This is a genomic window from Nonomuraea ferruginea (genome assembly GCF_039540635.1).
Taxonomy (GTDB): domain Bacteria; phylum Actinomycetota; class Actinomycetes; order Streptosporangiales; family Streptosporangiaceae; genus Nonomuraea; species Nonomuraea ferruginea.
Map to the genome: position 1 here is coordinate 58722 of NZ_BAABFD010000001.1, position 25405 is coordinate 84126.

Sequence of the window (25405 nt, forward strand, 5' to 3'; positions counted from 1 at the left end):
CCCCTCCGCACGCGCGCCGCCTTCCCGGGACGGGCGCCCCCGGAACGGAAGGCGCCCCCGCGCATGTTCTTCGCGGGGGCGCGCCTCACGGATGTGTCAGACGCCCATCGACTGGGTGTCGTTGGTCTCCGGGCCGCCGGCCTCGGTCACGCCGTTCTTCAGGTGGTAGCGGGCGATCGCCTCGCGCAGCACCTCGCCGTCGAGCTCGCCCCTGCGTACGAGGGACGTGAGCACCGCCAGCGTGATGGAGGCGGCGTCGACGTGGAAGTGGCGGCGCAGCGCCGAGCGGGTGTCGGACAGGCCGAACCCGTCGGTGCCCAGCGAGGACCAGTCGCCCGGGACCCACTGCGCGATCTGGTCCTGCACGGCCTTCATGTAGTCGCTGACGCCCACGAACGGGCCCTCCGCCTGCGACAGCGCGCGGGTCACGTACGGCACGCGCTGCTCGGCGTCGGGGTTGAGCAGGTTGTGCTCGTCGCAGGTCAGCGCCTCGCGGCGGAGCTCGGTCCAGGAGGTGGCCGACCAGACGGAGGCCGACACGCCCCAGTCGTCGGCCAGCATCCGCTGGGCCTCCATCGCCCACGGCCCGGCCACGCCGGAGGACAGGATGTTGGCCTTCGGCCCCTGCGTCTCCGGCCCGTCGGCGTACTTGTAGAGGCCCTTCAGCAGGCCGTCGACGTCGACGCCGTCGGGCTGGGCCGGCTGCAGGTAGGGCTCGTTGTAGACGGTCAGGTAGTAGAACACGTCCTCGGGCTTGTCGCCGTACATGCGGCGCAGGCCGTCCTTGACGATGTGGGCCACCTCGAACGCCCACGACGGGTCGTAGACGATCGCCGCCGGGTTGGTGGAGGCGATGAGCGGCGAGTGCCCGTCTTCGTGCTGCAGGCCCTCGCCGTTGAGCGTGGTGCGGCCGGCCGTGGCGCCGAGCAGGAAGCCCCGGCCCATCTGGTCGCCCATGGCCCACATCTGGTCGCCGGTGCGCTGGAACCCGAACATCGAGTAGAAGATGTAGATCGGGATCATGGGCTCGCCGTGCGTGGAGTAGGACGTGCCGGCCGCGATCGCCGACGCCATCGACCCCGACTCGCTGATGCCCTCGTGCAGGATCTGCCCCTGCACGGCCTCCTTGTACGACAGCAGCAGCTCGCGGTCGACGGCCTCGTACATCTGGCCGTGCGGCGAGTAGATCTTCGCCGTCGGGAACATCGCGTCCAGGCCGAACGTGCGCGCCTCGTCGGGGATGACCGGCACGAACCGGTGGCCGATCTCCTTGTCGCGCATGAGGTCCTTGAGCAGCCGCACGAACGCCATCGTGGTGGCGACCTGCTGCTTGCCCGAGCCCTTGGTGAAGCCCTTGTAGACCTCGTCGCCGGGCAGCTTGACCGGCTTGGCGCGGTTGACCCGCTTGGGCAGCACGCCGCCGAGCGCCGCGCGGCGCTCCTTCATGTACTCGATCTCCGGGTCGTTCTCGCCCGGGTGGAAGTACGGCGGGAGCTCACCCTCCAGGGCGGAGTCCGGGATCGGCAGGTAGAGCCGGTCGCGGAACTCCTTCAGCTCGGCCTTGGTGAGCTTCTTCATCTGGTGGGTGGCGTTGCGCGCCTCGAAGTCCTTGCCGAGCGTCCAGCCCTTGATGGTCTGGGCCAGGATGACCGTCGGCTGGCCGACGTGCTCGCGGGCCGCCTTGAAGGCCGCGTAGACCTTGCGGTAGTCGTGGCCGCCGCGCGACAGCTTGCGGATGTCGTCGTCGCTGAGGTGCTCGGCCATCTTGCGCAGCCGGGGGTCGGTGCCGAAGAAGTGGTCGCGGATGTAGGCGCCCGACTCGACCGAGTAGGTCTGGAACTGGCCGTCGGGAGTCGTGTTCATCTGGTTGACGAGCACGCCGTCGACGTCGGCGGCCAGCAGCGGGTCCCAGTCGCGGCCCCAGACGACCTTGATGACGTTCCAGCCGGCGCCGCGGAAGTAGGCCTCCAGCTCCTGGATGATCTTGCCGTTGCCGCGTACCGGACCGTCGAGCCGCTGCAGGTTGCAGTTGATCACGAACGTGAGGTTGTCGAGCTCCTCGCGGGCGGCCACGCCGATCGCGCCCAGCGACTCGGGCTCGTCCATCTCGCCGTCGCCCAGGAACGCCCAGACGTGGCTGCGGCTGGTGTCCTTGATCTCGCGGTTGAGCAGGTAGCGGTTGAACCGCGCCTGGTAGATCGCGTTGATCGGGCCCAGACCCATGGAGACGGTCGGGAACTCCCAGAAGTCGGGCATGAGCCGCGGGTGCGGGTAGGAGGGCAGGCCGTGGAAGCCGTGCGACAGCTCCTGACGGAACGCGTCGAGCTGGCTCTCGTTGAGCCGCCCCTCCAGGAAGGCGCGGGCGTAGATGCCGGGCGCCGCGTGGCCCTGGAAGAACACCTGGTCGCCCGACTCGCCGTGGTCCTTGCCGCGGAAGAAGTGGTTGAAGCCCACCTCGTAGAGCGACGCGGCGGAGGCGTAGGTGGCGATGTGGCCGCCCACGTTGGTGCGGGCGTTGGCCCGCGACACCATGACCGCGGCGTTCCAGCGGATGTAGGCGCGGATCCGCCGCTCGACGTGCTCGTCGCCGGGGAACCAGGGCTCGCGCTCCGGCGGGATGGTGTTGATGTAGTCGGTGCTGCGCAGGCCCGGCACGCCGACCTGGTGCTCGCGCGCCCGCTCCAGAATGCGGAGCATCAGATAGCGGGCTCTCGTGCGGCCCTCCGTCTTGACGACGTTGTCGAGGGACTCGAGCCACTCGTTGGTCTCACTGGGATCGACATCAGGCAACTGGCTGGGTAGGCCGTCGCTGATGATCGAGAAACGCTGGCGTCCGGAAGCCACTGGGTCTCGCCTTCCGAGGTTGACTGATGTCTGGTCTGGGGTCGCTTTCCATCCTGGTCGCTCACGGTCGAAAGTGCATCTCTACCCATGGGTAACCAGGACATCCCTGCTGGCAGGGCCGCCATCGGTGGCCTAGACCACCGATGGTAGGACGAATTACCGGCCAAGGTTACAACGGCAGTTCAATTTAACAAGACCGGAAAACCTACGAAATTTTGCCTCACATGGTCGAGTATCCCCCCGCCGGGGGGTGGCGTCACCTCCCGGGTCGCCCCAACGCCCCCTACCCGTCCGTCGGTCCGCCCGAACTGGCTCGCCCCCGCGCGGTCCCCGCGAAGATTGCCAGGAAAGTCTCAGCTTCGCGTCGATCATGCCCCCGGCGGGCCCCCGTTGCGCCCGCCCGCGGCAGGGTGTTTCGGGCCTCTCTTACCCACACTTGGGGAAGCGTGGACGATTCCCCTCTTTTCGCCAGGCCTTCCCCGTACGAATCTGGACCTATGAATGCGACGGCAGGCGACCGGCTTCTCGTGCACGGCAGCACGGTCGGCGAAAGGGACCGAACCGGCGTCATCATCGAGGTCCGGGGGCCCAACGGGGGGCCTCCGTACATCGTGCGGTTCGATGACGGCCACACGGCGCTGGTGTTTCCGGGCCCCGATTCCGTCATCGTGCCTCAGTAGGATTCACGGGTGAGATCCGAACTCATCTCCGTGGCCACGGGATCACGAGAGACGGTGCACGACATCACCGCCGAATGCGCCGTTTTCGTCCGCGAGCAGGGTGAAGACGGGCTGCTGCACGTCTTCGTCCCGCACGCGACGGCGGGCGTCGCCCTGCTGGAGCTGGGCTCGGGCAGCGACGACGACCTGCTGGCGGCGCTCGGAGATCTGCTGCCGGCCGACGACCGCTGGCGCCATCGGCACGGTTCGCCGGGTCACGGCAGGTCACATGTCATGCCCGCGATCTTGCCGCCGTACGCCACGATCCCCGTGCTGGGCGGCAGGATGGCGCTCGGCACCTGGCAGTCCGTCGCCCTGGTCGACCTGAATGTCGACAATACGCAACGTCAGGTTCGGCTGTCGTTTCTGCCCGGTTGAACCTGGCCGAGTACGGCCGTACCCGTGGCGACCGTTGACGACTGAGGGTCACAGCGTGTGGACTGTCCCGAAGCGATAAACCGCATATGCGGGGCCACTCAAGCAGGAGGGATAAACGTGAGCGCGACCGCGGGTCAGGCGCAGGGCGAGCGCGGCCTGGCCGAACGACTCGGCCTCAAGCCGGGTCAGGTGGTGCAGGAGATCGGCTGGGACGAGGACGTCGACGAGAAGCTTCGCGAGTCCATCGAGGACCTGACCGGCAACGAACTGCTCGACGAGGACACCGACGACGTCGTCGACGTGGCGCTGCTGTGGTGGCGCGACGGTGACGGGGATCTGTTCGACGCCCTGACCAACGCCATGCGATCTCTCGCCGAAGGCGGTCAGATCTGGCTTCTCACGCCCAAGGCCGGGCGCGACGGCCACGTGGAGCCGAGCGACATAGGTGAGGACGCCGTTACCGCGGGTCTCTCGCAGACCAGCAGCATCTCCGCCGCACCCGACTGGTCGGGGACCCGGCTCGTCACGCCCAAAGGCAGGCGGTAGGAGAGCGAGAGCGCCAGCCCGTACGGCAGGATGAGGCGTGTGAACGGACATCCTGTCGAGGTCGGCGCCACCGCTCCGGATTTCGAGCTCCAGGACCAGCACGGCAGCCCGGTGCGGCTGTCCGAGTTCAGGGGCACGCGTGTCGTGCTGGTCTTCTACCCGCTGGCCTTCAGCGGGGTGTGTCACGGTGAGCTCTCGGCGCTGCGCGCTTTCCCGGCTGACGCGCACCTGCTCACCGTCTCCGTCGACTCCGTCTTCGCCCACCGCGCCTGGGCGGACCAGGAGGGTTACGCTTTCCCGCTTCTCTCCGATTTCTGGCCACATGGACAGGTCGCGCGGGCGTACGGTGTGTTCGATGAGGGGAAGGGCTTCGCACGCCGGGGGACCTTCATCATCGACGGCGAGGGCGTGATCCGCTGGTCGGTGGTCAAGCCGATCGGTGAGGCGCGTGACGTCGCCGACTACCTCAAGGCACTCGCCGACATCGCCTAAACGGAGGAAACCATGCCCTGCTACCGCTGCGGGGCCCGGCAGACCGACCCGGTCCGGGGCGTCAGCCCGTGGAGACGCGGGGTCCACCGCGAAACCCAGGTGCTGGTCTGCCCGGACTGTCAACGGTCGCACGACCTCGACCTCGACACGTGTGCGGGATGCGGGTCGGCGGCGCTGATCTGCCGGCTCGGAGAGGTGGAATGCCGCTCCTGCGGCGCCGTGCGGGTCGCCAGGACCACCACGCCGGTCGACTCGGGCGCGCTGCTCGCCTCGGGCTCGCCGCCGGGCCTCTCGGCCGAGGTCGAGGCTGCGCTCGACCGCGTGCTCGGCCGTACCTGAAACGCAGGGGACTTTTCCAGACAAACGCTGAGCTGCGCTATCGTCTCCTTCCGTGTCCCACACCCCTGCGTACGTCGTCGCGCTCGACGTCGGCGGCACGTCCATGAAGGGCGGCCTGGTCAGCGAGAACGGCGTCGTCCTGCTCTCCGAGCGGCGCCCCACCCCGCGCGCCGACGGCCCGGAGGCGGTCGTGACCGCGATCCGCGCCTTCATCGGCCACCTGGCCGAGACCGGCGACGGCAGCCCGGCAGGAGTGGGCCTGGCCGTTCCCGGGCTGGTGTCGGAGGACACCGCCCTCTACGCCGCCAACCTCGGCTGGCGCGACATCCCCGCCCAGGACTTCACCGACCTCGGCGTGCCCGTCGTCCTCGGCCACGACGTCCGCACCGGGGGCCTCGCCGAGAGCGTGCTCGGCGCCGGGCGCGGCGCCGCCGACTTCCTGTTCCTGCCCATCGGCACCGGCATCGCCGGCGCCATGATCGTCGACGGCGCCCCGTACGGGGGAGCGGCGGGCTGGAGCGGCGAGATCGGGCACATCCCCGTCTTCCCCGACGGCGAACAGTGCGCCTGCGGCCAGTACGGCTGCCTGGAGACGTACGCCTCCGCCGCCTCCGTCGGCAGGCGTTACGCCCAGCGGGCCGGCTTGGAGAGCGCCAAGGCCGAGCAGGTCGTCGTCTCCGACGACCCGATCGCCATCGAGGTGTGGGACGAGGCCGTGGAAGCGCTGTCGCTGGCGCTGGCCACCTACACGCTGCTGCTGGACCCGGCCATGATCGTGCTGGGCGGCGGGCTCTCCCAGGCCGGGCCCGCGCTCTTCGACCCCGTACGGACCCGCCTCGTCAAGCGGCTCTCCTTCAGGGAGGCCCCGCCGCTGCTGCCGGCCGCCCTGGGGGTGGACGCGGGCATGCTGGGCGCGGCCCTCCTGGGCTGGCGCGCGGCCGGTCGGCCCGACCTGGGGGCGAGCTGGGACGTGGATGTGCGAGCGGCGCCGTTGGTGTCGTAAGGTGTAGTGCCGATCAGGGGCGGTTAGCTCAGCGGTAGAGCACTCGCCTTACAAGCGAGGGGTCACTGGTTCGAACCCAGTACCGCCCACCTGCGAAAAGAGCCCCGTCTCCCACCAGTGGAAACGGGGCTCGTGCCATTAACGTGCCATTAGCCGACACTGATGATCTTGCTCAGTGGCCTCTCGCCTTGGGCGGCAGCGCCTCTGCGATCTTGCTGTTCATGGCGTTAGCGATCTTGCAGTCCGCCTCTGCTGTGCTGTGCTGGTAGATCAGCGCGGCTCGTACGGAGTCATGGCCCATGCGCTGCATAAGATCTTTGAGGCTTGCGCCTGAGCTCGCGGCGATCGTGTTTCCGGTGTGTCGCAGGTCGTGGAAGTGCAGGCCCGGGAAACCGATCTTCGCAGTGCTCTTGTCCCACTTGGCCGCGCGCCGGAAGTTGCTTCGTCGGAGGATGCCGCCTCGTTTGCCGGTGAAGATCAGGGCGTCAGTCTCGGGCTCGGTGAACTGGTCGAGGTGGTCGCGGAGAGCCGGGATGATCGCTTCCGGGATGGCGACCGTACGGACTCCCGCGCGGGACTTGGGCGGGCCGACGAGGAGTTCGCCCGTGTCAAGTTCGACGTGCTGTTGCCGAACGCTGATGGTGCAGGCCGAGAGGTCCAGGTCCATCCGGCGCAGGGCGGCCACCTCACCCCACCGCAGGCTGGCGAAGGTGGCGAGGAGGACCAGGGCGCGGAGGCGTTCCGGCATCAGGTCGGCCAGCTCGAACACCTTCGCCACGGTGAGGACCGGCCGCTCCTCCGGCTTCTCCTCGCCTGCGCCCCGGATACGGCACGGGTTGCGCGGGATGATCTGGTCGTCCGCCGCCGTCATGAGCACGGCCCGCAGGAATCGGTACGCCTTGGCCACCTCGGACTGGCCGACGCCGTTGCCGAGAAGCAGGACGCGCCATTCGCGGATCGTAGCCGTGTCCAGCTTGCCGATCGGCACCCCGCCCAGGTGAGGGCCGATGTAGCGCTTGAGCAGCCCCCTGTAGATCTCGACGGTACGGGGTCGGAGGTTCGTCCGTTCGGTGATCCACTTGCCCGCGTAGTCGCCGAGCTTGACCCTGGCACGCTGAGGATCGGTCCAACCGCCGGTGATCAGCTTGGCTTCGATCAGTGATAGCGCCTTCTCGGCGTCACGCTCGCGGGCGTAGGTGGTCTCACCCATGCGGATCTTGCCGTCCGGGCCGGGGTAGCGGATCTGGAACCGGCCGGAGGGGAGTTGCCGGATGCTGCCGAAGCGCCGCTTGCCTGGCTTGTTCGCCATCAGGCCGCCCTCCCTTCCATTGCCGAAAGATCTTGTCCCGTTGCTCTAGCCTCCAGCTCTCTTAGGTGGGCTCGCCAGCGTTGGCGTTCGTGGACGGAGCGGAGGAGCCGGAGGGCGAGCGGCGGCACGTTGGCGTCTCCGGCCGGGACGGGTCGCCAGACATAGCGGTGTGGGTCGGTGGGCTCGTCGGCCTGGCCGAGAGCTTCCAGGACCCAGGTGCGGCGGTCCTGCTTGTGCTCGGCGAGGGTCTTGTTGGACCACTTGCGGGAGACCAGGACGCGGCGGCCCGCGTAGCCGAGGTGTTCGGGCTTGTGGGCCTTGGAGCGGCAGCGGCCGGGGAGCATGCCGGGCTTGGCGCCCTTGGGCTGGATACCGTAGCGCAGCCAGTTCGGGCAGGCGGGCGAGCAGGGCTCATAGCGGAGGGCATCCAGCATGCGGGTGGCGTGCTCCTGCTGGGCCTGGCCGCCGTCGAGGGTGTCGCCGATGGACTTGGTGAGGTACTTGGACAGGTAGCGGATGCACTGGTCGGCGTCCGGGGTGCCCGCGAGCACGCCTTGGACATCGACCTGTTCGCCGAACCGAATGACGTGGAGCGGTTCGGCGTCCTCGTCCAGCGCGTCGAGGGCTTCATCCCAGGTGGGAAGTACTTCGCCGGTTGCCGGGTCGAGGTAGCCGACCCCGTCCTGCCAGACGGGCAGGTGTTCGCCGTCGAAGACGACTTCGTCGGCCTGGGGCCACCACACCTGGTGATATGTGGCGGCGGCTATCTGCTTGATCTCCGCGCGCGGGAGGGTGCCGCGGATGGCCATGTGCAGGTGCGGGGCGAGCCGCTTCTGAGGCTCGACCGAGGCGAAGTACTGCACGTCATAGCCCGCGACGCGACGTAGGTTCTGCACGAACCGGTCCACGAGCTTGGAGAAGTGCAGCGCGTCCCGAGCAGCCCGTTGATAGTCATACGTCTCCGGATCGACCGGCACCCCGTCACGGACCTTGCCGTAGGAGGGCAGGGTGAGCGTGACGAACAGGGACGGCCGGTAGGTCTTGCCGTCCGTGCTGGTGAAGGTCCGGCCGAGCGTCGTGTTGGCCATCTTCCGCTTGGGCAGGTCGGGTGCGTCCTGTCGCCGTCTGGTCGAACGAGTCCGCTTGGTGGTCGTACGGCCGAGGACGTTGCCTCGCACTCCGGCGGCGTTGATCTCCTCGTCCAGGCCGACGATGACCGCGTCCAGGTCAGTGGTGTCGAGGCCGGCCTTTTCGGCGTCGTCGCGCTGAGCTTGGAGGTCGGCGCGGAACTCGACCAGCCAGCGTTGTTCGTCGTTCGGCTCGTCCGGTGTGATGGCGGGTTCTTCGTTGAGGTGCCAGCCGTCACGGCATTGGGCGATGCGGAGCTGCCGGTTGCGCTTGGCGCACGGAGGGCACTTGCTGTCGAGGGTTGCTCCGCACGGAACGTCGATGATCTCGGTCGTACCGGTGTGCGTGTCAAGGCGCTTGAGCGGGATGGGCCGGATGCAGACGCCGTGCTGCTTGGCGACTTCCTCCAGGACCTCACGGGCCAGCGGCATGGCCTGGCGGACGGCCCGGGGGAGTGCGCGGTCGTGCGCATGGGTCATAGGAACCTCCCTTCGTTGATGTCGTGGACGGTGAGCGCGGTCTGGCCGCACTCTCGGCACTCGACCAGGGCGCGGACTGGGTCGAGCCAGAGAACGTTGAGGGTGTGGCAGGAGGCGCAGCGAAGGCCGTCGAGGACGTGGGCCAGCGTCATGCGGCCTCACCTCGCTCGGTGAAGAGGGAGACCATGTGCCGGATGTCGGTGTCGGAGACGTAGGCGGCACGGACCCGGATCGGATCGGGGCTCGTTTCCAGGCGCATGTATGCCACCCCCGCGCCGAGCTCTGGGACCGGAGAGATGTGGTCGGCAAGGCCGCCACGGTCGCGGGCGCCGTCGCCGAGGACCATGTCCACCTGCTCGGACTCGTCGAGCCGTAGGGCGATCTTGTCGGGGAACAGGTTGCGGATGTTCATGACCTCCTTGCGTGGGTCCTGGAGTGCGGCCATGACGCCGACACCGACCGAGCGGCCTTGGGTGGCGAGCGTGGCCAGAGCGGCGGAGATGCGGTGGCGCAGTTGCTTGTCGGGTTGGTAGGCGGTCAGGAACGCCACCTCGTCGACGAGGACCAGGACGAACGGGTCCTCGATGGTCGGGACATGGGAGCGCTGGAGACCGGCGAAGCGGGCGGCGCGCTTGTGCATGACCGTGACGGCCTCATCCAGCAGGTCGGCGCAGGCGGCCGGGTCGGCGGCGTACCGGCCTTTGAAGAGTTCGCGGCCGTAGGACAGCTCCATCAGCTTGGGGTCGAGCGCCCAGACCTCAGCCAGTCCCGCCCGCATGGCGGGGAGCAAGCCGCGGATGGTGTTCCACAGGAACGAGCCTTTGCCGGCCCCGGTCGCGCCCGCGATCAGAACGTGGGTGCCGTGCACCTTGAGCCGCAGCGGTTGCCCGTCTTCCTGCTTGCCGATCTCGACCGGTCCCACGGTCGGTTCATTCGGGATCGGTAGCGCCGGGATCGGGGAGGCGAGGGGGTCGCTGCGCGGGAAGGTGAGCAGCAAGCGGCCGCCCTTGACGAGAGCGACGCGGCAGGAGGTGGTGCCGAATCCGTGGGCGAGGTTGTCGGTGCGGTCGGCCCAGTCTTTGACGGCTTGGCCTTTGAGCATGCGGACGGTGATCCGGTCGGCCCAGCCGTCGCATTGGACGCGGACGAGCCGGGGCAGGTAGTCGCGGCCGTGGACGCGCCGGGCCAGGCCGGAGACGTCCATGACGGGCTGCCAGTGGCGGCGGTAGACGGAGACGAGCCGCCACCAGGCCAGCAGCCGCCAGCCGATCAGACGGGCGAAGGAGGACCGGTCGGTGAAGGCCCAGCCGAGCAGCGCCATGACGACGAACCCGAGCACGGACAGTGCCAGAGGCCAGCCATGCCAGGCCCACAGGGCGGCGAGAGCAGCCGGGACGGCGACGGCGACCGGATGCTTCCAGATCGTACGGACCAGCGCGGCCAGGAAGCGCCAGCCGTAGACGAGGAGAGTGACGAGGGCGGGAGTCTTGAGCACGGCCGGTCGGAAGACGACGGCCGTGTCGGGCGTGGTGGAGACGAGGTTGCGCGCCTCGTCGCCAGGCAGCCGCTTGAACATAAGCTGGGAACCTCTCGTGATATCGCAGTCGTGAGAGAACCGAGGGGCCGCCGGAAGTTGCCGCTTCCAGCGGCCCCGCCTCATGTGTCAGGCCGCCGTGTCGGTGGCGTCCTTGTCGGCCTGTTCTGCGCGCAGGCACTCGCAGTCGGCCAGGTAGCGAGCGGCGGCGTTGAAGATGTCCCGAGCGAGAGACAGGTCAGCGTCGCTGATCGGTCCGGCCCCGGTGGTGGAGATGTGGACGTGCGCCTCGTGGGAGATGAACTCCAGGTAAGGGCGCGGGTTGCTGAGCAGGATTCCGGCGCGGACGCGCAGGTCCGGCGTGTAGAAGGAGACGCCGAGATGCGGCGTGGACTCGGGCCGCAGGGAGCAGGTGAGGTAGGTGTAGGGCCGGTGCTCGTTCACGCCGCCACTCCCTGTCCGTCGGGCAGGCCGTAGAAGCTGCGCTCCACCGAGCGGGCGAAGCGGTGAGCTTCACGGGCGAGCTGGCGGGCGAACTCCAGGTCACCCTTCGTCACGGGTCCGCTGGTGGTGACCAGGACGGAGGTCGCGCCGAAGTCGAGCGCCAGGACGGGCTCACGGCGGGTGAACGGGTGGTTGAGGGTGCGGGCGGCGTGTCCGGTGGTCAGCCGGATCACGCTGTTGCGCGGGGTACGGCGTCGGGTCATCAGGCGGCGTCCTTTCCGGCCTTGCCCTGGGCGGGCTGGGTGGTCTGGTGGGGAGCCCGCATCTCGCGGACCTTGATCGAGTAGGCGAGTCGGCCGTTGCCGTTGACGTACGGCGTGACCGTGATGCCGTCGAACTCGACGGGCGTGAACGGAAGCCCCTGGATCGGGGCGGGCGGCACCGGCTGAACCGGGGCCAGGATCTTGACCGCCACGGTCTTCTGGGCGGGCTTGAGGGTTGGGTCACCGTCCATGACCGCGACCTGCCAGACCAGCTCTCCGGTCTGCTTGTCGCGAGCCTGCACGAAGCGGCCGTTGGTCGAGGCGTCGAAGTCCTTGACGGGCTCGACCGTGCCGACGACGTAGCAGCCGTGCGGGAAGACCATGGCGTAGGTGACGGGGATGGGGCCTTGCAGAGCCATAACTACTCCTTCTGTTGACTGACAGGCACTCGACCTATCAAGTAGCTAGACCGTAACTCTGCGTAGCTTGCTACGTCAAGTGCCTAAGCAGTATTTCGGTGCGAGATCGTGAACATGCCGTGCTGTCTCAGGGGTAAACCGGGACGAATAATGACGATCATGAAGCCGGAGCCTGGTGGATGGCGAGGCGGCACGGGACTTGGCGTGCTCGGTATCGTCTGGTTCTTCGGCACGCTGACGCTGGGCTATCTGGGCGTGGCCAACGGACTCGTCTTCGCGGGAGGCACATCCAGAAATGCCGAGCTGGCACAGGTACTGATCTACGCGGCGCTCACGCTCGGATTCGGCGCGCCCGTCGTCGGGCTGTTCGTCGCCATGAACCTAGGCAACAAGGCCGGCACCGTGATTTACGGTCTCATTGTGCTCGGGTTGGCGACTCTCGTCCTTGTTATGATGTCCAAGGACCGCAGTAACCACGTGTACAAGCAGGACCCGCCGATCTGCACGGCACCGCCGGAAAAAGCGCTGGGAGTGCCCGGATGCTAGGCGACCGGGTAGGCGTCCTCCAGCTCGTGCCGATCGGCCGGGAGAAGCACCTCCACCACGGCCAGGGGACGTCCTGACGCCTCACGCACCGAGCCGAACACGGCCAGAAGCGGAGTGTTCTTGGGCATGCTGAGCTGTCCGGCCTCTGTGGCCGTGGGCATGCGGGCGGTGATCTGCTCCACGATGTGATCGAAACGCACGCCCTTGCGCGCCTGGAGATGGTCGCGCAAGCCCTGCGGCAACGGCTCACCGCTGGTCAGATCCGTCCCCTCGGACAGTTCCAACGGCAGCCAGAGTGATACCAGCTCGGTCGGCTCGCCGTCACGCGCGATCAGCCGCCGACGTACGAACACCCTGCTCTTGGGCTGCACATCGAGTAGCACGGCAACCCGGTTCGGCGCAGCCACCGCGCCCACTTCGACGATCTCGCCCATGGAGTCGGTCTCCGGCCGGGTGAGGTATGCCTGGCCGGGGCGCTTCTGCTCGATCGAGGCCATCGCCGGGCGGCCCCGTACGAAGCGGCCCTTGCCCTGCTGCGACTCGATCCAGCCCTGTTCGCGCAGTACGCGAAGAGCGGCGACGACGGTGGGACGGGAGACGCCGAACTCCTGGATGAGCTGGTTCTCGCTGGGCAGGAGCGCACCCGGTGGGTAGTCCCCGGACTCGATGCGCCTCTGGAGAGCCTGCACAAGCTGGGCATACTTCGGGGGTACGGACTCAAGCGACATCATGACCGTCCAACAGCCGACAAGTTGTTTTACCAAGTTTGAGCGTAACCGGCTCGTCGCTGCCTGTCCACGCCGTTGCCGGAAGCCAAGCCGTACGCGAGAAAGCCCGGCAGGTGGCGTAGCGGCCGGCCTGGGAAGGTAGCCGCGGGGGCGCCGCTGAGACCACCTGCCGGGACAGGGGACGCGACGAGGCACGAGAGACGGCCCGTCCCCTCCCGGCGGGACTCCATCACCAGCCTCGTCGCGTCCGTCTTCACCTGGCGACGTGCTCCGCCAGGACGTTCGCCGCGCCCTCGACATCGTTGGTCGGGTGTCGCTTCTCGGCGTTCTGCCAGGAGTAGTAGGCCCCGCCGTACCCGACGAACACCCACACCGGCAGACCCGGATCCGGCCGGTGCACCATCAGGGCGGTGTTGTTGTCGCGCAGCTCGGCGTTGACGCCCAGGCCCACGAGCCGATCCCGCAACCGAATCAGCGCGTCGGCCTCCTCCCTGTCGGTGGGGAAACCGGCTACCGCCGCCATGATCGAATTCATTTCGCGCTCCCTTCGGCCCGGCCGCTTCCGAGGCAGTCGAGACACGTCCGCTCCCTGCTTGAGAACTCATCTCCGTCGCCGTCACTGACGAGAAGCGCACGACGCGAAACACGCAGCTTGATCCCGCGTCCCCGGCAAGCCGGGCAAGGCAAGGTCTCACTCTTCTCATCAGGCCGGATCACCGTCGCCATCTCCTCGTTCATCCGGCGTTCCCTGTGTCCGGGAGGCCGCGTGACGTACCGTGGTTGATTGATGACAAGTCCACCGGCAACCGCGTCTGAGCAGGACCCCTGATCGGCCCCCTTGTTTCCCCTCTTCGAGCCCCCAGCCGGGAGGAAGGCCCGCAGATGCCCGACTACATCCCAAACGTGCGGCTACGTGCCTGGAGAAACGAGAACAGGCTCTCCCGCTGGGAGATGGCCGAGAAGATCAATGCCACCCCGATCGGCGTCGCCGAACGGCTGGCGTGCGACGAGGAACGGATCCGGCGCTGGGAGGCCGGTGAAGTCCGATGGCCCCGCACGCCCTACAGGCTGGCGCTCACCCAACTGACCGGCCTGGAACCGGAGGCACTCGGGTTCTCGCAGAACAGGCAGACAGGCAGCCGCCTCATCGAGGCTCAGGTGATGCCGGTGGATGCCCTGCGGGGCCGAGGCCGAGCTGTACGGGACCATGGAACTCGCCCAGCAACTCCAGGCGTCCGACGTCGGAACCGGAACCTTGGAAGCCCTGGCCGAAGCTGTCGATTTGCTGTGTCGCGCCTATCCGGTAGTGCCCGCAAGCACGCTCCGAGACCGTACACAGAAGCGCTTGGCCCAGATCAACCACCTACTCGCCGGACGCCTCACTCTTGACCAGCACCGCGAACTGCTGGTGATCACGGGATGGCTTACCGCCCTGCTGGGATGCGTGCACTACGACCTGGGCGAAAGGGAAGAGGCCGAGACCGCGCGACGGACCGCGTTCGAGATGGGCCGCCAGGTCGGGCACGGGGAGCTAGTGGGCTGGGCACACGAGATGTCCGCGTGGTTCGCCCTCGTCGAAGGCCGTTACGAGGATGTCGTGACCGCCGCCCGGATGGGCCAGGCAGTGGCCGGCACCAGCAGCGCCATGGTGCAACTTACCTTGCAGGAAGCTCGCGGCCTGGCCCGCATCGGCGACCGCCGCGAAGCCGACCGCGCCCTGACCCGCGGAGCCGAAGTGCTCGGCAGCCTGCCCACACCCGACCACCCGGACCACCACTTCGTGTTCGACCACGCCAAGTGGGTCTTCTACGCCGCAACCTGCTACACCTGGCTCGCCGACGACGACCGCGCCGAAGAACACGCCCGCGAAACCATCCAGCTGCACACCCGGCCGGACGGCACCTCCAACGCCCCTATGCGCGTCGCCGACGCTCACATCGACCTCGGTATCGTTTACGCCCGACGTGGCGACCTCGACACGGCGGTTGAGGAAGGCCTGGCTGCATTTGATATCGATCGACGTTCTCTCACTGATCTTGTCAACCGTGCTGGAGACCTCGATCGCGCTCTGCGCAGCCGGTACCGGCGTGAGGCGCTCGCGGGCGAGTTTCACGAGCGCTTTGTGACTGCACGGCGAGCCCTGGCGAGCCGTCGCCCGGACCTACTTGACTGAGATCCAGGTGCGCAAAGGGTGATTCCTGCTAGTCCGAACGAACAGGCGGTGACGAGTCCCCTCTCTGCAGCAGGGCTCTACCTGCCGCCAGCATTGCATGTATTTCGCGTGCAGTTATGGGTATCGAGTGTTCTTCTCTTCTTCTGACTATCGAAATAACGCCTTTTTGGAACCGGCCATCCAGGTATGCACCTTGGACTAGAAATGGCTTTGCGGTTTCGGGTTGCGGTGGCACGAGGATGAAGGCAATTTCTCCGCGATCGTGGTCGATGGCACCGATATCTATATCGCTAATCGGGGGGTGAATTCTGGAGTCCAAAATCTGGTGATACCTAACGCAACGACTCGCGTCCCGCGGTATCGGGACAATTTTTTCGAGCCGATCCTGTCCGTCGACTTTCTTGGTTTGTATGCCTAGTATAAGCAACCCGCCATTTTCGCTGTTTGCGAATCGCGCGACATCCTCGGCAAGCTCGCATTGCCATTGCTTGTCTTGCTTCATCTCGTACGGCGACGACTTTACTTCGAGGATTGCCGACTCGGCCTCACCTATCAGATTCTCTGCTCCACCCATTTTAATCATCTGAAGAATGATGAATGGATCGGAAAGTCTGTGTCGGGGAAATAGGGAAGCTAGCGCCAGTGCCTTCCTCCGTTCGGTCAACTCGAGAACCGTTAGGCGAGTATCTATAACGCGCGCACTGATCTCCCATTCTTTGACGAGTGTGTCGGGATTTGTGATTGATCGTTCATCCTCTACTCCCGTTAAATCAATAAGCTGAAATCCGTGCTTGCGCAGCAAGGAGGAGAGGCGTGGGTGTTGTCGCCGGACTGTCTCGCGAGAAAATGAAGAAGTTGAGATGCCGAAAAATATCTCACCCGATTGAGCAAAATATATATTTGTGAAGACAGAGTCTTCCCAGGGAAGTCTCGGAGGATCCTTGATAAGGATCTCGGCGCACATGGGAATGCCAAAGATGGTTTCGGTCTTTGGTGTCGTCGGACCGAGATCGGCTAGGAGTTGTCTTACGGCCGTTGCGAGATCATCTAGGGAAATGTCTTTGGCAATATTAAAAGCAACTTCCAGATCGAAGAGATTCTTATCGCTATAGGCAGGTCGAATTCCGTAATAGCTCGGATTCATGTTCATGATACTCTTTCGATAGTGCTCTTCCTTGAGAGTAGGCCTTTCGGGCAAGGGGTGCACCCAGTTTTCCGATCTTTGTGCTTGAAGATGCTGATGGCCATCTCGATTGGTTGGCCTAGGTTGCCGAGTTTTTCCTATATGGATCAAGCGGCGGCGCGGCGCGCCGCCGTACCCCCGGCCCTCCGCCCGCCCGCCGTCCGGGCGTGCGGCCTGGGGGCCGGTCCCGGACGGCGGCGGGACACCGGGCCGGGCACCGCACGCCGGCCCCGCCGTACCGACCGAACGCTCGGGCCGGGGTTGCCGTGCCGCCGCACAGATGCGGCCCTACGATCGCCATTGCATGGCTGGACGCCGTACGTGCTCGGGGGCGATCGACGATCCAGGGTTCGTTCCTCACCCTGGCTCACTGAGCAGCGTGGTTGATCTCTTGGAGGGCACGATGAGCGGCATGCCGAAGGACCCGCCTGAGCCGATGAAGCATCACTTGCGTCAGCGCCTGAACGACCATGCTCGTTCGCGCTGGCAGTTGTCCGGGGTCGACGTGCGTTTCCGTGGCGGATTCGCTTATGTCGAGGCGCGTCTGCACGGCGGTGCCTACGCGCGATTGTGCCGCCTGCGCTTTGAAGGACTTCCGCACACCTTGGGTTTCGCGATTTACGTCCCTGACAAGGGCATCTATCAGGACAGTCTCCTGCCGAGTGGCCAACCTTCCGGCACACCTGAGGAAGCTCTCGACTGTGCGTGCGCCTTCCAGTTCGCTGACCCCGACGCTCACACCACACCACCACCGCTCTTAACGAACCGAGGCGACGCAGGCTAGGCAGGAACGCCTGCTCCACAGGGCTTAGCCTCTCCAGGGCATCCAGCGGACCCGTGCAATATGCGTGCAATGATCTTGCTAGCGGTGGCGCTCTAGCAGGGAGGAACCGCAGGTCTAGAGCGTTGAGTTGAGAGGAACAGGCACGAGCTGTAAAACCGCCGGCAGTTCGACTCCATGCGGGTGGACCGCCCGTAGGGGCGCCGGGTTCGCTTCCGTGCCATCTGCGTGCCTGAGCCTCTGCCACTACGCGCCCTCCAGCTTGATCGAATCGCAGGTGATAGGCATGATCACTGTGCCATTAGCGTGCCATTAGCCAGCCTCTGAAGCGGTTGGGGGTGGCCAGCGGTGTGAGGGTCGCCGCAGCTTAGGATCGGGGCTGAGGGGATCATGGCTCCTTACAAGCGAGGGGTCACTGGTTCGAACCCAGTACCGCCCACCCTGGACATCTCCCGCACCCACCCGTTGCCCCCGGCATCCCTTGGCCCCGCACGCCCGCCCGTCCACAAAGGGCCTCGCTGCGCTCGGGCGTTTCTTCGGTGCCGGGCTTCGCCCGGCGGCTATCGCCGACGAGCCGTACAGAACCGAGCAGTTCCAGGCATCGGACGTCGGGGCCGGAACCTGGAGATCCTTGCCGAGGCCGTCGATCTCCTGACCTGCGCCTGTTTGTCGTGCAAGCAGGCAGTCTGCGGGCGACCACCGTACAGCCATGCCTCCAGCTCAGAGGTGATCTCAGCCGGTGAGAGCCCGTCATCGCGGTCGCGACGACCTCTTGGCCCGGTTACCCCTCCTCGCGGACCCCTCCACATTTACATACATGGTGCATGTATGTATCGTCCTTGACGTCATCAATCCAGGAGGGGCGGTCATGCGGGCGATGCGGCAGGCGGCGTGGGGAGAGGCCGAGGCCATGGCGTTGGTCGAGGTGGAGGAGCCTGCGCCGGTGTTCGGCGAGGTGCTGGTGAGGGTCATGGCGGCCGGGGTCAATCCGGTGGACGTCTTCACGCGCCGGGGGCAGGCGTACAACCGGGTGCTCGACCTGCCGTTCGTCAACGGCTGGGACGTCGCGGGGACGGTGGTGAGGACCGGTTACGGGACGACCCGGTTCCGGCCCGGCGACCGGGTGTTCGGGATGCCGTGGTTCCCCCGGGCCGCGGGTTGTTATGCCGAGTACGTCACCGCTCCGGCCCGCCACTTCGCCCGGATGCCGGAGGGCCTGGGCTTCACCGAGGCGGCGGCGCTGCCGCTGGCCGGGTTGACGGCGTGGCAGATGCTCACCGAGGTCGCCGACGTCGCCCCGGGACAACGAGTCCTCGTGTCGGGCGCGGCCGGGGGCGTGGGGCACCTGGCGGTCCAGATCGCCAAAGCCCGCGGCGCCCATGTGACCGGCACCGCGAGCCCGGCCAAGCATGCCTTCGTCCGCGGGCTGGGGGCGGACGAAGTGATCGACCACACGACCGTGGCGCGTGACATGGATGTCGTCGTCCAGATGTTCGGCGGCGAGGCCGGGCTCAGGGCGCTGGAGTGCGTGCGGCCGGGCGGCATCCTGGTCAGCGGGCAGGCGGCCTGGACCCCCGGGTTGCACGAGCGCGCCGGCGAGCTCGGCGTGCGTGCCGCGGGCTACCTCGTCGATCCCGACGGCGCCGGGCTCGACGCGCTGGCCGGCCTCGTGGCCGAGGGGCGGTTGAAGGTGCACGTCGACGCGGTGTTCCCGCTGGCGGAGGCGGCCGAGGCGCACGACCTCCTCGGTTCGGGGCGTACCAGGGGCAAGATCGTGCTCGCCGTCGGCGAGACGAACTGAGGAGGAGCAGTGTCGGAACAGCACACCACACCGGCTGACGTCGTCCGGGCTTACGCGCGGGCCAAGAGCCGCGCCGATGTCCAGGAGGCCCTGCGGTACTGCGGCCAGGACACCGTCTTCGAGACGATCGCGTTCCAGGCCGTCGCGACCGGCCTCGACGAGGTCGCCCGGCAGACCACCGCGTTCCTGCGCGCCTTTCCCGATTACGGGGTGGAGCTCGACTATCTCGCCGAGGCGGATGACCTGGTCGTCGGCGCCGGGACGATCCGGGCCACCATGATGGAGAGCCTGGTGGGGATCGAGCCCACGGGCAGGGCCTTCGAGCTGCCGTTCGCCTGCCACTGGAGAGTGCGGGACGGGCTGATCCGCCACGAGCGGTTCTTCTTCGACTTCCATCAGATGTGCGAGCAACTCGGGCTGTCCACCGCCGACGCCGCGGCGCGGTTCGCCGCCTGGCGGGAGCGGGCGAAGGCTGTGGCGCGATGACGGCGTACGTGCTGGTCCACGGGGCCTGGCACGGCGGCTGGTGCTGGCGGCACGTGTCCGCGCGGCTGCGGGAGGCGGGTCATGAGGTCCACACTCCGACGCTGACCGGTCTCGGCGAGCGGGCCCACCTGGCCGGCCCGGAGATCGGGCTGCGGACGCACGTGGACGACCTGCTGGGCCTGCTGAGGTACGAGGATCTGCGGGACGTCGTGCTCGTCGGGCACAGCTACGCCGGTCTGGTCGTGCGCGAGGCCGCCGACCGGGTGCCGGAACGCGTCTCCCGGATCGTCATGGTCGACGCCTGGGCGGGCCGGGACGGGGAGTCGCTGGACGACCTGGCTCCCGCGTTCTTTCTCGACTGGATCGAGTCGGTCACCGTGGACGGCATGATCCCGCCCTCCCCGGCGGCCGCCGTCGGGGTGACGGAACCTGATCAGGTGGCATGGCTGGAGCCCTTGCTGACGGCCCATCCCCGGCGGACGTTCGCCGAGCCGACCAGGCTGTCCGGGGCCGTCGACGCGATCGCGTGCCGGGCGGTGCTCTGCACGCCCGGCGGCCCCATGCCGTTCCCGCGGCTGGCCGGCGAGCACGGCTGGGCGGCCACCGTCCTGGACGCCGGCCACGACGCCATGGTCACCGCGCCGCGGGCACTGGCGGACATCCTTCAGGCGACCGCATGACGACGTGATGCCGCTGCACGGTCGGGGCGACACGTTCGCCGCGTATGTTCTTCTAACCTCGGGTTCGGAGCAGGAGGAGATGCGCGGGTGGCAGGGAACACGAGTGTGCGGCGGAGCCAGCACGAACGCACCAGGGCGACCACGGGCGCCTTGGTCGCGGCTGCGCGCGAGCTCTTCATCGGCGACGGCTTCTCCGCCACCGCGGTGGACGAGATCTGCGCCAGGGCCGGCGTGACCCGCGGCGCGTTCTACCATCACTTCAGCAACAAGGAACACATCTTCCGTGAGGTCTACGCCGCCGACCAGAAGGCGCTCGCGGCGATCGTCAGGCAGGCGTTCCAGGCCCAGCCGGATCCGTGGGACGGGGTGGCGGCGGGCTGCCGGCGGCTGCTGGAGGCGTCACTCGAACCCGCCGTGCGCAAGATCACGCTGGTCGAGGCGCCGGGCGCGCTCGGCTGGTCCGCGATGCGCGACATCCAGGCCGGGTGCAAGGAGCAGATGCGGCGCGGGCTCGCCATCGCGATCGAGGCCGGGTGCATCCCGGACCGGCCGCTGGACCCCGCCACCTCGCTGCTGTACGGCGGGATCTGCGAGAGCGCCCTGGACATCGCACGCGCCCCGGACCAGCGTGCCGCGCTGGAGGAGTCGCTGGCCGAACTCGACCTGGTGCTCGCCGGCGTCGCCCGCCGTCCGGCTCCGGGCTGCGCGCACACAAGGTAGGGGTCAGCGGCGGCCGAGGCCGAGCCGGCGGGCGACGCGCGCCATCAGCTGGGACATCTTGGACGGGAACGCGTCGGGCTCGGGGACGGTGACGGGGCGGACGCGGCCGTTGTGAATGGCGCTGATCTTCCAGCCGGCGGCCGTCCGCGCCAGGACGATGGTCTGCCGCGACAGCCGCCGCGCCGGGAGCGTGGCGCGCCACGGCATCAGGACGGAGGCGGTGCCGTGCGCGACCGCCACGTCCGGCGTGAGGTGGCGGACCGACTCCAGCTCGCCGACCAGCGCCGAGCCGGCCAGGACGCCGCGGAAGAGCTTGTCGTGGTTGCGCTCGTGCTCCAGGCGGCCGCGGGCGATGGTGCCGTCATAGGAGACGTAGTCGGAGTCGTCGGTGAACAGCGCGCCGAACGCCGCGGCGTCACCCGCCGTCCAGGCCGCCAGGAAGTCGGCGAAGAGCCTTTCGATCTGGGCGGTGTCGGTGAGGGTGGTCGGGCGCATGGCGGTGCCTCCGCAGGATGATATTGTTGGTTCGATCAGCGAAATGTACGATACCAGAAGGTTTCGAATGTCGAAGAATAGCGTCATCGGAGAGATCGCCATGGAGCTCCGGCGGTTGCAGCGGAGCTTCGACGCCTTCGACGAGGCGGCCGCCGCCCGGCTCGGGCTCAACCGCACCGACCTGCGCTGCCTCGACGTGGTGCTGGCCGGCGGCCCGCTCCCCGCGGGTCGGCTCAGCGTCGCGCTGAAGCTCAGCCCGGCCGCCACCACCACGGTCATCGATCGGCTGGAGCGTGCGGGCATGGTGTCGCGTGCGCCCGATCCGGGCAACCGCCGCCGCGTCCTGGTCGCCGCGACCGACGCCGCCCGCTCGGCCGAGACGGAGATCTTCGTCCCGGTCGGCCGGGCGGGCGCCCAGGCGCTGCAGAAGTACGGGCCTGACGAGTTGGCCGTCGTCCTCGATTTCCTGCGTACCGCCCGCGAGGTCCAGGAGGAGCAGGCCGCCCGGGTCAGAACCTCGTCCTGAGCCTCAGGCCCGGGGGATGTCCTTGCCCGTGGGCCGATACTCGCTCAGCAGGATCCGGCCGTCCAGGACGCGGTGGCCGGCCAGTTCGAGGTCGGCGGACGTGATGCCGGCGAACGCCGGGTCGCGGCCCGCGCCGCCCGCGAACAGCGGGAAGGTCATCAACCGGAGCCGGTCGACCAGGCCCGCGCTGACGAGCTGACGGGCCAGCGACAGGCTCCCCATCGTGCGGAGCGGCACCGCGCTCCCGGCCTTCAGCCGCCGGATCTCGTGCGCCAGGTCGCCGCGGAGGATCCTGGTGTTCGGCCAGGCGACCCGGGTCAAGGTCGTGGAGAACACGACCTTGTCCAGCTCGGTCAGCCGCTGCCACGACGCGTCCTTGGCCTCCTCGGGAAGCCCCGCCAGCGCCTCGTAGGTGCGGCGGCCCATCACGACCAGCTGTGGCGCGTCGCTCTCCGCGGTGATCCACTCCTCGAGCTCGGGCCCGAAGTAGCCGAAGTATCCGGGCAGCCCATCACTTCCCGCCCATCCGTCGACCGACAGGAAGATGTCGACGATCAGGTCACTGGTCATGGTCCGCTCCTCTGTCCGGGGTAGCTACTTGCAAAAGTGAAGCATGCTTGTAGAAGTGAAGTCAACGACCTAGGATGTGCTCGTGCGTACTCGCGAATACGGCCAGTACTGCGGCCTGGCCCGCGCCGCGGAAGTCCTCGGGCAGCGCTGGACGCTGCTGATCCTCCGCGACCTGCTGGTGGGGCCGCGGCGATACTCCGACCTCGCGGCGGGCCTTCCCGGCATACCGACCAACATCCTCGCCACGCGACTGAAGGAGCTCGAAGGCGACGGGCTGGTGACCAGGGAGCTGCAGGGCGGGCAGGGCCGATCGGTCGTCTACCGGGCGACTCCGCGGGCCGGGGAGCTCGCGCCGGCCCTGGACGCGCTCGGCCGCTGGGGCGCCGCCGCGATGCGCGATCCGCACGAGGGCGAGGTGGTCACCGAGGCCGCCCTGGTGGCCGGGCTCAGGGTCGCCGCGGGCGGGGGAGAGGCTCCGCCGGAGGGGCGGAGCCGGGTGTACGTCGTGAGGTCGGGCGAGGCGGTCGCGTGCGCAACGGTCCGCGACGGCGCGGTCACGGTCGAGGCCGGCGGGCATCCCGATCCCGACCTGGTCGTCGTCGCCGGGCCGGGCTTCCGCGACCTGCTCGCGGGCGTGCTCGACGCCGGCGCGGCCGTCGCGTCCGGGGCGGTGACGCTCGACGGGGACGCCGCGCTGCTCGCCGAGTTCTCGGCGACGTTCCGCGTCCCCTACACCGACGCCGTCGCCACCTGACGCGGGGCCCGTCCGGCCCGGCGACATCGACCGGGCGCGACGGTAGATTGGCGCCAGGAGAACCGGTACGGAGGATCGATGTCGCAGGTCGAGGTCCGGTTGCTGCCCGCTGCCGCCGGTGGCGACGCGGCGCTCGTCGGTGAGCTGACCGAGCTGGTCAACCGCGTCTACACCGCCTCGGAAGAGGGATTGTGGGCCCGCGAGGTCTCCCGTACGAGCGCGGAGGAGATGGCGGAGCTGATCCGCGCCGGGGAGATCGCGGTGGCCTGGCTGGACGGCCGGGTCGTGGGCGGCGTCCGGGTGCGGCGGCTGGAGGGCGGGGAGGCCGAGTTCGGGATGCTGGCCACCGATCCCGCTTACCGGGGCGCCGGCATCGGGTCGCGGCTGGTGGGGTTCGCCGAGCAGCTGGGCTGTGAGCGGGGCGCGGAGGTCATGCAGCTGGAGCTGCTGGCGCCACGGGAGTGGACGCATCCCTTCAAGGAGTACCTGAACGAGTGGTACACCCGGATCGGCTACCGGGTCGTGCGCGTCGGCTCCCTGGAGGAGAGTCACCCCGACCTCGCGCCGCATCTGGCCGGTTCCTGTGACTTCCGCATCTACCACAAGGATCTCCGCCCGTCCTGACGGAGGCCGGCGCACCGCGATGCCGGGCCTGATGGTGCCAGTCATTGCAGTCATTACTGCAATGACTGTACGGTGGAGGCATGGTTGGTGAGAGCGTCCACATCCCTCAGCCCGAAGGCAGCCTGCGCGTCATCGTGCGCGGCGACACCGGTCCTCCCGTGCTCCTGCTCAGCGGCGCCGGCAACGACAACGCGCTGCTGAGCTGGCGGCACGCGATCCCGGCTCTCGCCGCGGAGCACCGGGTCCTCGCCCTCGACTGGCCCAAGCAGGGCGAAAGCAAGCCGTGGCAGGGCTTCGCGGGCCACGACCGGATGATCGAGTGCGTCACCGCCGTGCTCGACCACTTCGGCCTGCGGCAGGCGGCGCTCGTCGGCCTGTCCCAGGGCGGCGCCATCGCGCTGGCGTACACGATCAGGCATCCGGAGCGGGTGTCGCGGCTCGTCGCGCTCGCGCCCGCGGGCGTGATCTCGTTCCCGCCCGTCGTCCACCAGATGCTCTGGCTCACCGCCAAGTCGCGCCTGCTCAACCGGACCATCCCGTCGCTCGTCTTCCGGAGCCGGGCCGCCTGCGCGTGGTTCGCCAGGCGAGCCCTGTTCGCCGGGCCGGTCGCCGACTTCGAGGAGATCGTCGACGAGTACCACGCCGACGTCCTCGCCAACGGGGCCGGCTCCTCCGACTGGCAGAACGACTCGATCGGGTTCCGCCGGATGCGCGTCGACCTCCGGCCCGAGCTGCCCACGATCAGCTGCCCCACGCTGTTCATCCAGGGCAGCCACGACGCGGGCGTGCGGCCCCGGCACACCCGCGCCGCGGCCGGGCTCGTGCCCGGGGCGAGGTTCGAGCTCATCGAGGGCGCCGGCCACTGGTCCAACCGGCAGGAGCCCGAGCGGGTCAACGCCCTCATCACCGGCTTCCTGCGCGAATCACCGGCCGATGGGCGCGGGGACCCCGGCGGGAACACGACAATGAGATCATGACCGAGCCAACGGACGCCGAGCTCGACTTCGTCGACGACGTCGCGGCCTTCTTCGCCGCCGAGGGCCTGCCGCACATCGCCGGGCGGGTCATCGGGTGGCTGCTCATCTGCGACCCGCCGGAGCAGAGCGCCGCCCAGCTCGCGCAGGCGCTGCAGGTCAGCCGGAGCTCCATCAGCTCCACGACCCGCCTGCTCACGCCGAGCGGCCTGGTCGAGGGCGTGCGCAGGCGCGGCGACCGGCAGGAGTACTTCCGCATCGCCGCCGACGGCTGGAGCCGGATGCTCGCCAACCGCTACGCCAAGACCACGGCCTTCCGCCAGGTGACCGAACGCGGCCTCACTGTCCTGTCCGGCGCCGCGCCCGGACGCCGCGAGCGGCTGGCGAACGTCGCCGAGCTGTACCGCTTCCTGGAGAGCGAGCTCCCCGCCCTCTGGGACCGCTGGGAGCGGCGCCGGTCCTGACAG

Annotated in this window: 31 protein-coding genes and 1 tRNA gene; 19 read left to right on the forward strand and 13 right to left on the reverse strand. The window is 68.3% G+C overall.

Annotation, left to right across the window (positions count from 1 at the left end; all coding sequences use genetic code 11):
* Positions 1-96: 96 nt before the first annotated feature.
* A complete protein-coding gene (aceE, locus tag ABD999_RS00260; RefSeq protein ID WP_148030196.1) occupies positions 97-2844 on the reverse strand; it encodes a pyruvate dehydrogenase (acetyl-transferring), homodimeric type in 2748 nt (915 codons plus the stop codon).
* A gap of 497 nt (positions 2845-3341) precedes the next feature.
* Here aceE and ABD999_RS00265 point away from each other — a divergent pair, with 497 nt between their 5' ends.
* From ABD999_RS00265 to ABD999_RS00295, 7 genes are all read left to right on the forward strand, one after another.
* The gene (locus tag ABD999_RS00265; RefSeq protein ID WP_148030197.1) at positions 3342-3524 is read left to right on the forward strand and encodes a DUF1918 domain-containing protein; all 183 of its coding nucleotides are present in this window, start codon (positions 3342-3344) and stop codon (positions 3522-3524) included.
* 9 nt (positions 3525-3533) lie between these two features.
* Positions 3534-3941, forward strand: coding sequence for a secondary thiamine-phosphate synthase enzyme YjbQ (locus tag ABD999_RS00270; protein ID WP_271278421.1), 408 nt, complete (start codon positions 3534-3536; stop codon positions 3939-3941).
* Between the two features lie 117 nt (positions 3942-4058).
* On the forward strand, positions 4059-4487 hold the full coding sequence (locus ABD999_RS00275; RefSeq protein WP_148030199.1) for a DUF3052 domain-containing protein: 429 nt from the start codon (positions 4059-4061) through the stop codon (positions 4485-4487).
* Positions 4488-4526: 39 nt separating this feature from the next.
* Positions 4527-4979 (forward strand): peroxiredoxin, encoded by a 453-nt coding sequence (locus ABD999_RS00280; RefSeq protein WP_261808390.1) that lies wholly within the window; start codon positions 4527-4529, stop codon positions 4977-4979.
* A gap of 12 nt (positions 4980-4991) precedes the next feature.
* Positions 4992-5318 (forward strand): hypothetical protein, encoded by a 327-nt coding sequence (locus ABD999_RS00285; RefSeq protein WP_148030201.1) that lies wholly within the window; start codon positions 4992-4994, stop codon positions 5316-5318.
* A 52-nt stretch (positions 5319-5370) separates the two neighbouring features.
* A complete protein-coding gene (locus ABD999_RS00290; RefSeq protein ID WP_271278420.1) occupies positions 5371-6321 on the forward strand; it encodes an ROK family protein in 951 nt (316 codons plus the stop codon).
* A 17-nt stretch (positions 6322-6338) separates the two neighbouring features.
* Positions 6339-6410, forward strand: a tRNA-Val gene (locus tag ABD999_RS00295).
* Between the two features lie 83 nt (positions 6411-6493).
* On the opposite strand, the gene ABD999_RS00300 is transcribed toward ABD999_RS00295, so the two are convergent.
* From ABD999_RS00300 to ABD999_RS00330, 7 genes are all read right to left on the reverse strand, one after another.
* Positions 6494-7630, reverse strand: coding sequence for a tyrosine-type recombinase/integrase (locus tag ABD999_RS00300; RefSeq protein ID WP_271278419.1), 1137 nt, complete (start codon positions 7628-7630; stop codon positions 6494-6496).
* Positions 7630-9237 carry a replication initiator gene (locus ABD999_RS00305; protein WP_271278418.1) on the reverse strand — a complete coding sequence of 536 codons (1608 nt, stop codon included), beginning with the start codon at positions 9235-9237 and terminating at the stop codon, positions 7630-7632. Before ABD999_RS00305 ends, ABD999_RS00300 begins: the two co-directional genes overlap by 1 nt.
* Positions 9234-9389, reverse strand: coding sequence for a hypothetical protein (locus ABD999_RS00310; protein WP_271278417.1), 156 nt, complete (start codon positions 9387-9389; stop codon positions 9234-9236). Before ABD999_RS00310 ends, ABD999_RS00305 begins: the two co-directional genes overlap by 4 nt.
* Positions 9386-10813 carry an FtsK/SpoIIIE domain-containing protein gene (locus ABD999_RS00315; RefSeq protein ID WP_271278416.1) on the reverse strand — a complete coding sequence of 476 codons (1428 nt, stop codon included), beginning with the start codon at positions 10811-10813 and terminating at the stop codon, positions 9386-9388. The genes ABD999_RS00310 and ABD999_RS00315 overlap by 4 nt, the downstream gene beginning before the upstream one ends.
* Positions 10814-10900: 87 nt before the next feature.
* Complete coding sequence (locus tag ABD999_RS00320) at positions 10901-11215, reverse strand: hypothetical protein (RefSeq protein ID WP_271278415.1); 315 nt, start codon at positions 11213-11215, stop codon at positions 10901-10903.
* Positions 11212-11478 carry a hypothetical protein gene (locus tag ABD999_RS00325; protein ID WP_271278414.1) on the reverse strand — a complete coding sequence of 89 codons (267 nt, stop codon included), beginning with the start codon at positions 11476-11478 and terminating at the stop codon, positions 11212-11214. The genes ABD999_RS00320 and ABD999_RS00325 overlap by 4 nt, the downstream gene beginning before the upstream one ends.
* The gene (locus tag ABD999_RS00330) at positions 11478-11897 is read right to left on the reverse strand and encodes a plasmid replication, integration and excision activator (protein WP_271278413.1); all 420 of its coding nucleotides are present in this window, start codon (positions 11895-11897) and stop codon (positions 11478-11480) included. Before ABD999_RS00330 ends, ABD999_RS00325 begins: the two co-directional genes overlap by 1 nt.
* A 150-nt stretch (positions 11898-12047) precedes the next feature.
* Here ABD999_RS00330 and ABD999_RS00335 point away from each other — a divergent pair, with 150 nt between their 5' ends.
* Positions 12048-12443 carry a hypothetical protein gene (locus ABD999_RS00335; protein WP_271278412.1) on the forward strand — a complete coding sequence of 132 codons (396 nt, stop codon included), beginning with the start codon at positions 12048-12050 and terminating at the stop codon, positions 12441-12443.
* Here the strand turns inward: ABD999_RS00335 and ABD999_RS00340 are convergent.
* Both ABD999_RS00340 and ABD999_RS00345 read right to left on the reverse strand, forming a co-directional pair.
* Complete coding sequence (locus ABD999_RS00340; protein WP_271278411.1) at positions 12440-13132, reverse strand: GntR family transcriptional regulator; 693 nt, start codon at positions 13130-13132, stop codon at positions 12440-12442. The two genes, ABD999_RS00335 and ABD999_RS00340, sit on opposite strands and share 4 nt — an antisense overlap.
* Before the next feature lie 292 nt (positions 13133-13424).
* Positions 13425-13706 (reverse strand): hypothetical protein, encoded by a 282-nt coding sequence (locus ABD999_RS00345; RefSeq protein WP_271278410.1) that lies wholly within the window; start codon positions 13704-13706, stop codon positions 13425-13427.
* 672 nt (positions 13707-14378) lie between these two features.
* Between ABD999_RS00345 and ABD999_RS00350 the strand changes: the two genes are divergently transcribed.
* A complete protein-coding gene (locus ABD999_RS00350) occupies positions 14379-15344 on the forward strand; it encodes an NsdA family TPR-like regulatory protein (RefSeq protein ID WP_271278409.1) in 966 nt (321 codons plus the stop codon).
* Between the two features lie 28 nt (positions 15345-15372).
* Here ABD999_RS00350 and ABD999_RS00355 read toward each other — a convergent pair whose 3' ends face one another.
* Positions 15373-16494, reverse strand: a complete 1122-nt coding sequence (locus ABD999_RS00355; RefSeq protein WP_345482492.1) for an AlbA family DNA-binding domain-containing protein — start codon at positions 16492-16494, stop codon at positions 15373-15375.
* A 436-nt stretch (positions 16495-16930) separates the two neighbouring features.
* On the opposite strand from ABD999_RS00355, the gene ABD999_RS00360 reads away from it, so the two are divergent.
* The 5 genes from ABD999_RS00360 to ABD999_RS00380 all read left to right on the forward strand — a co-directional run bounded on the left by ABD999_RS00360 (position 16931) and on the right by ABD999_RS00380 (position 20995).
* Positions 16931-17311 (forward strand): hypothetical protein, encoded by a 381-nt coding sequence (locus tag ABD999_RS00360; RefSeq protein ID WP_345482493.1) that lies wholly within the window; start codon positions 16931-16933, stop codon positions 17309-17311.
* An 865-nt stretch (positions 17312-18176) separates the two neighbouring features.
* Complete coding sequence (locus ABD999_RS00365; protein WP_271277851.1) at positions 18177-19109, forward strand: NADP-dependent oxidoreductase; 933 nt, start codon at positions 18177-18179, stop codon at positions 19107-19109.
* A 9-nt stretch (positions 19110-19118) separates the two neighbouring features.
* Positions 19119-19595 (forward strand): ester cyclase, encoded by a 477-nt coding sequence (locus tag ABD999_RS00370; RefSeq protein ID WP_271277852.1) that lies wholly within the window; start codon positions 19119-19121, stop codon positions 19593-19595.
* On the forward strand, positions 19592-20275 hold the full coding sequence (locus ABD999_RS00375; protein ID WP_271277853.1) for an alpha/beta fold hydrolase: 684 nt from the start codon (positions 19592-19594) through the stop codon (positions 20273-20275). Before ABD999_RS00370 ends, ABD999_RS00375 begins: the two co-directional genes overlap by 4 nt.
* An 87-nt stretch (positions 20276-20362) precedes the next feature.
* Positions 20363-20995 carry a TetR/AcrR family transcriptional regulator gene (locus ABD999_RS00380; protein ID WP_271277854.1) on the forward strand — a complete coding sequence of 211 codons (633 nt, stop codon included), beginning with the start codon at positions 20363-20365 and terminating at the stop codon, positions 20993-20995.
* A gap of 3 nt (positions 20996-20998) precedes the next feature.
* Here ABD999_RS00380 and ABD999_RS00385 read toward each other — a convergent pair whose 3' ends face one another.
* Positions 20999-21490 (reverse strand): SgcJ/EcaC family oxidoreductase, encoded by a 492-nt coding sequence (locus ABD999_RS00385; RefSeq protein ID WP_271277855.1) that lies wholly within the window; start codon positions 21488-21490, stop codon positions 20999-21001.
* A 67-nt stretch (positions 21491-21557) separates the two neighbouring features.
* Between ABD999_RS00385 and ABD999_RS00390 the strand changes: the two genes are divergently transcribed.
* Positions 21558-22016, forward strand: a complete 459-nt coding sequence (locus ABD999_RS00390; protein WP_271277856.1) for a MarR family winged helix-turn-helix transcriptional regulator — start codon at positions 21558-21560, stop codon at positions 22014-22016.
* A gap of 3 nt (positions 22017-22019) precedes the next feature.
* On the opposite strand, the gene ABD999_RS00395 is transcribed toward ABD999_RS00390, so the two are convergent.
* On the reverse strand, positions 22020-22586 hold the full coding sequence (locus ABD999_RS00395; RefSeq protein ID WP_271277857.1) for a dihydrofolate reductase family protein: 567 nt from the start codon (positions 22584-22586) through the stop codon (positions 22020-22022).
* A gap of 82 nt (positions 22587-22668) precedes the next feature.
* On the opposite strand from ABD999_RS00395, the gene ABD999_RS00400 reads away from it, so the two are divergent.
* The 4 genes from ABD999_RS00400 to ABD999_RS00415 all read left to right on the forward strand — a co-directional run bounded on the left by ABD999_RS00400 (position 22669) and on the right by ABD999_RS00415 (position 25402).
* A complete protein-coding gene (locus ABD999_RS00400) occupies positions 22669-23340 on the forward strand; it encodes a winged helix-turn-helix transcriptional regulator (RefSeq protein ID WP_271277858.1) in 672 nt (223 codons plus the stop codon).
* A 78-nt stretch (positions 23341-23418) separates the two neighbouring features.
* Positions 23419-23964, forward strand: coding sequence for a GNAT family N-acetyltransferase (locus ABD999_RS00405; protein WP_271277859.1), 546 nt, complete (start codon positions 23419-23421; stop codon positions 23962-23964).
* Positions 23965-24044: 80 nt separating this feature from the next.
* Positions 24045-24941: an alpha/beta fold hydrolase gene (locus ABD999_RS00410; protein WP_271277860.1), complete on the forward strand. Its 897-nt coding sequence runs from the start codon at positions 24045-24047 to the stop codon at positions 24939-24941.
* Positions 24938-25402 (forward strand): GbsR/MarR family transcriptional regulator, encoded by a 465-nt coding sequence (locus ABD999_RS00415; protein ID WP_148030219.1) that lies wholly within the window; start codon positions 24938-24940, stop codon positions 25400-25402. Before ABD999_RS00410 ends, ABD999_RS00415 begins: the two co-directional genes overlap by 4 nt.
* Positions 25403-25405: the final 3 nt, after the last annotated feature.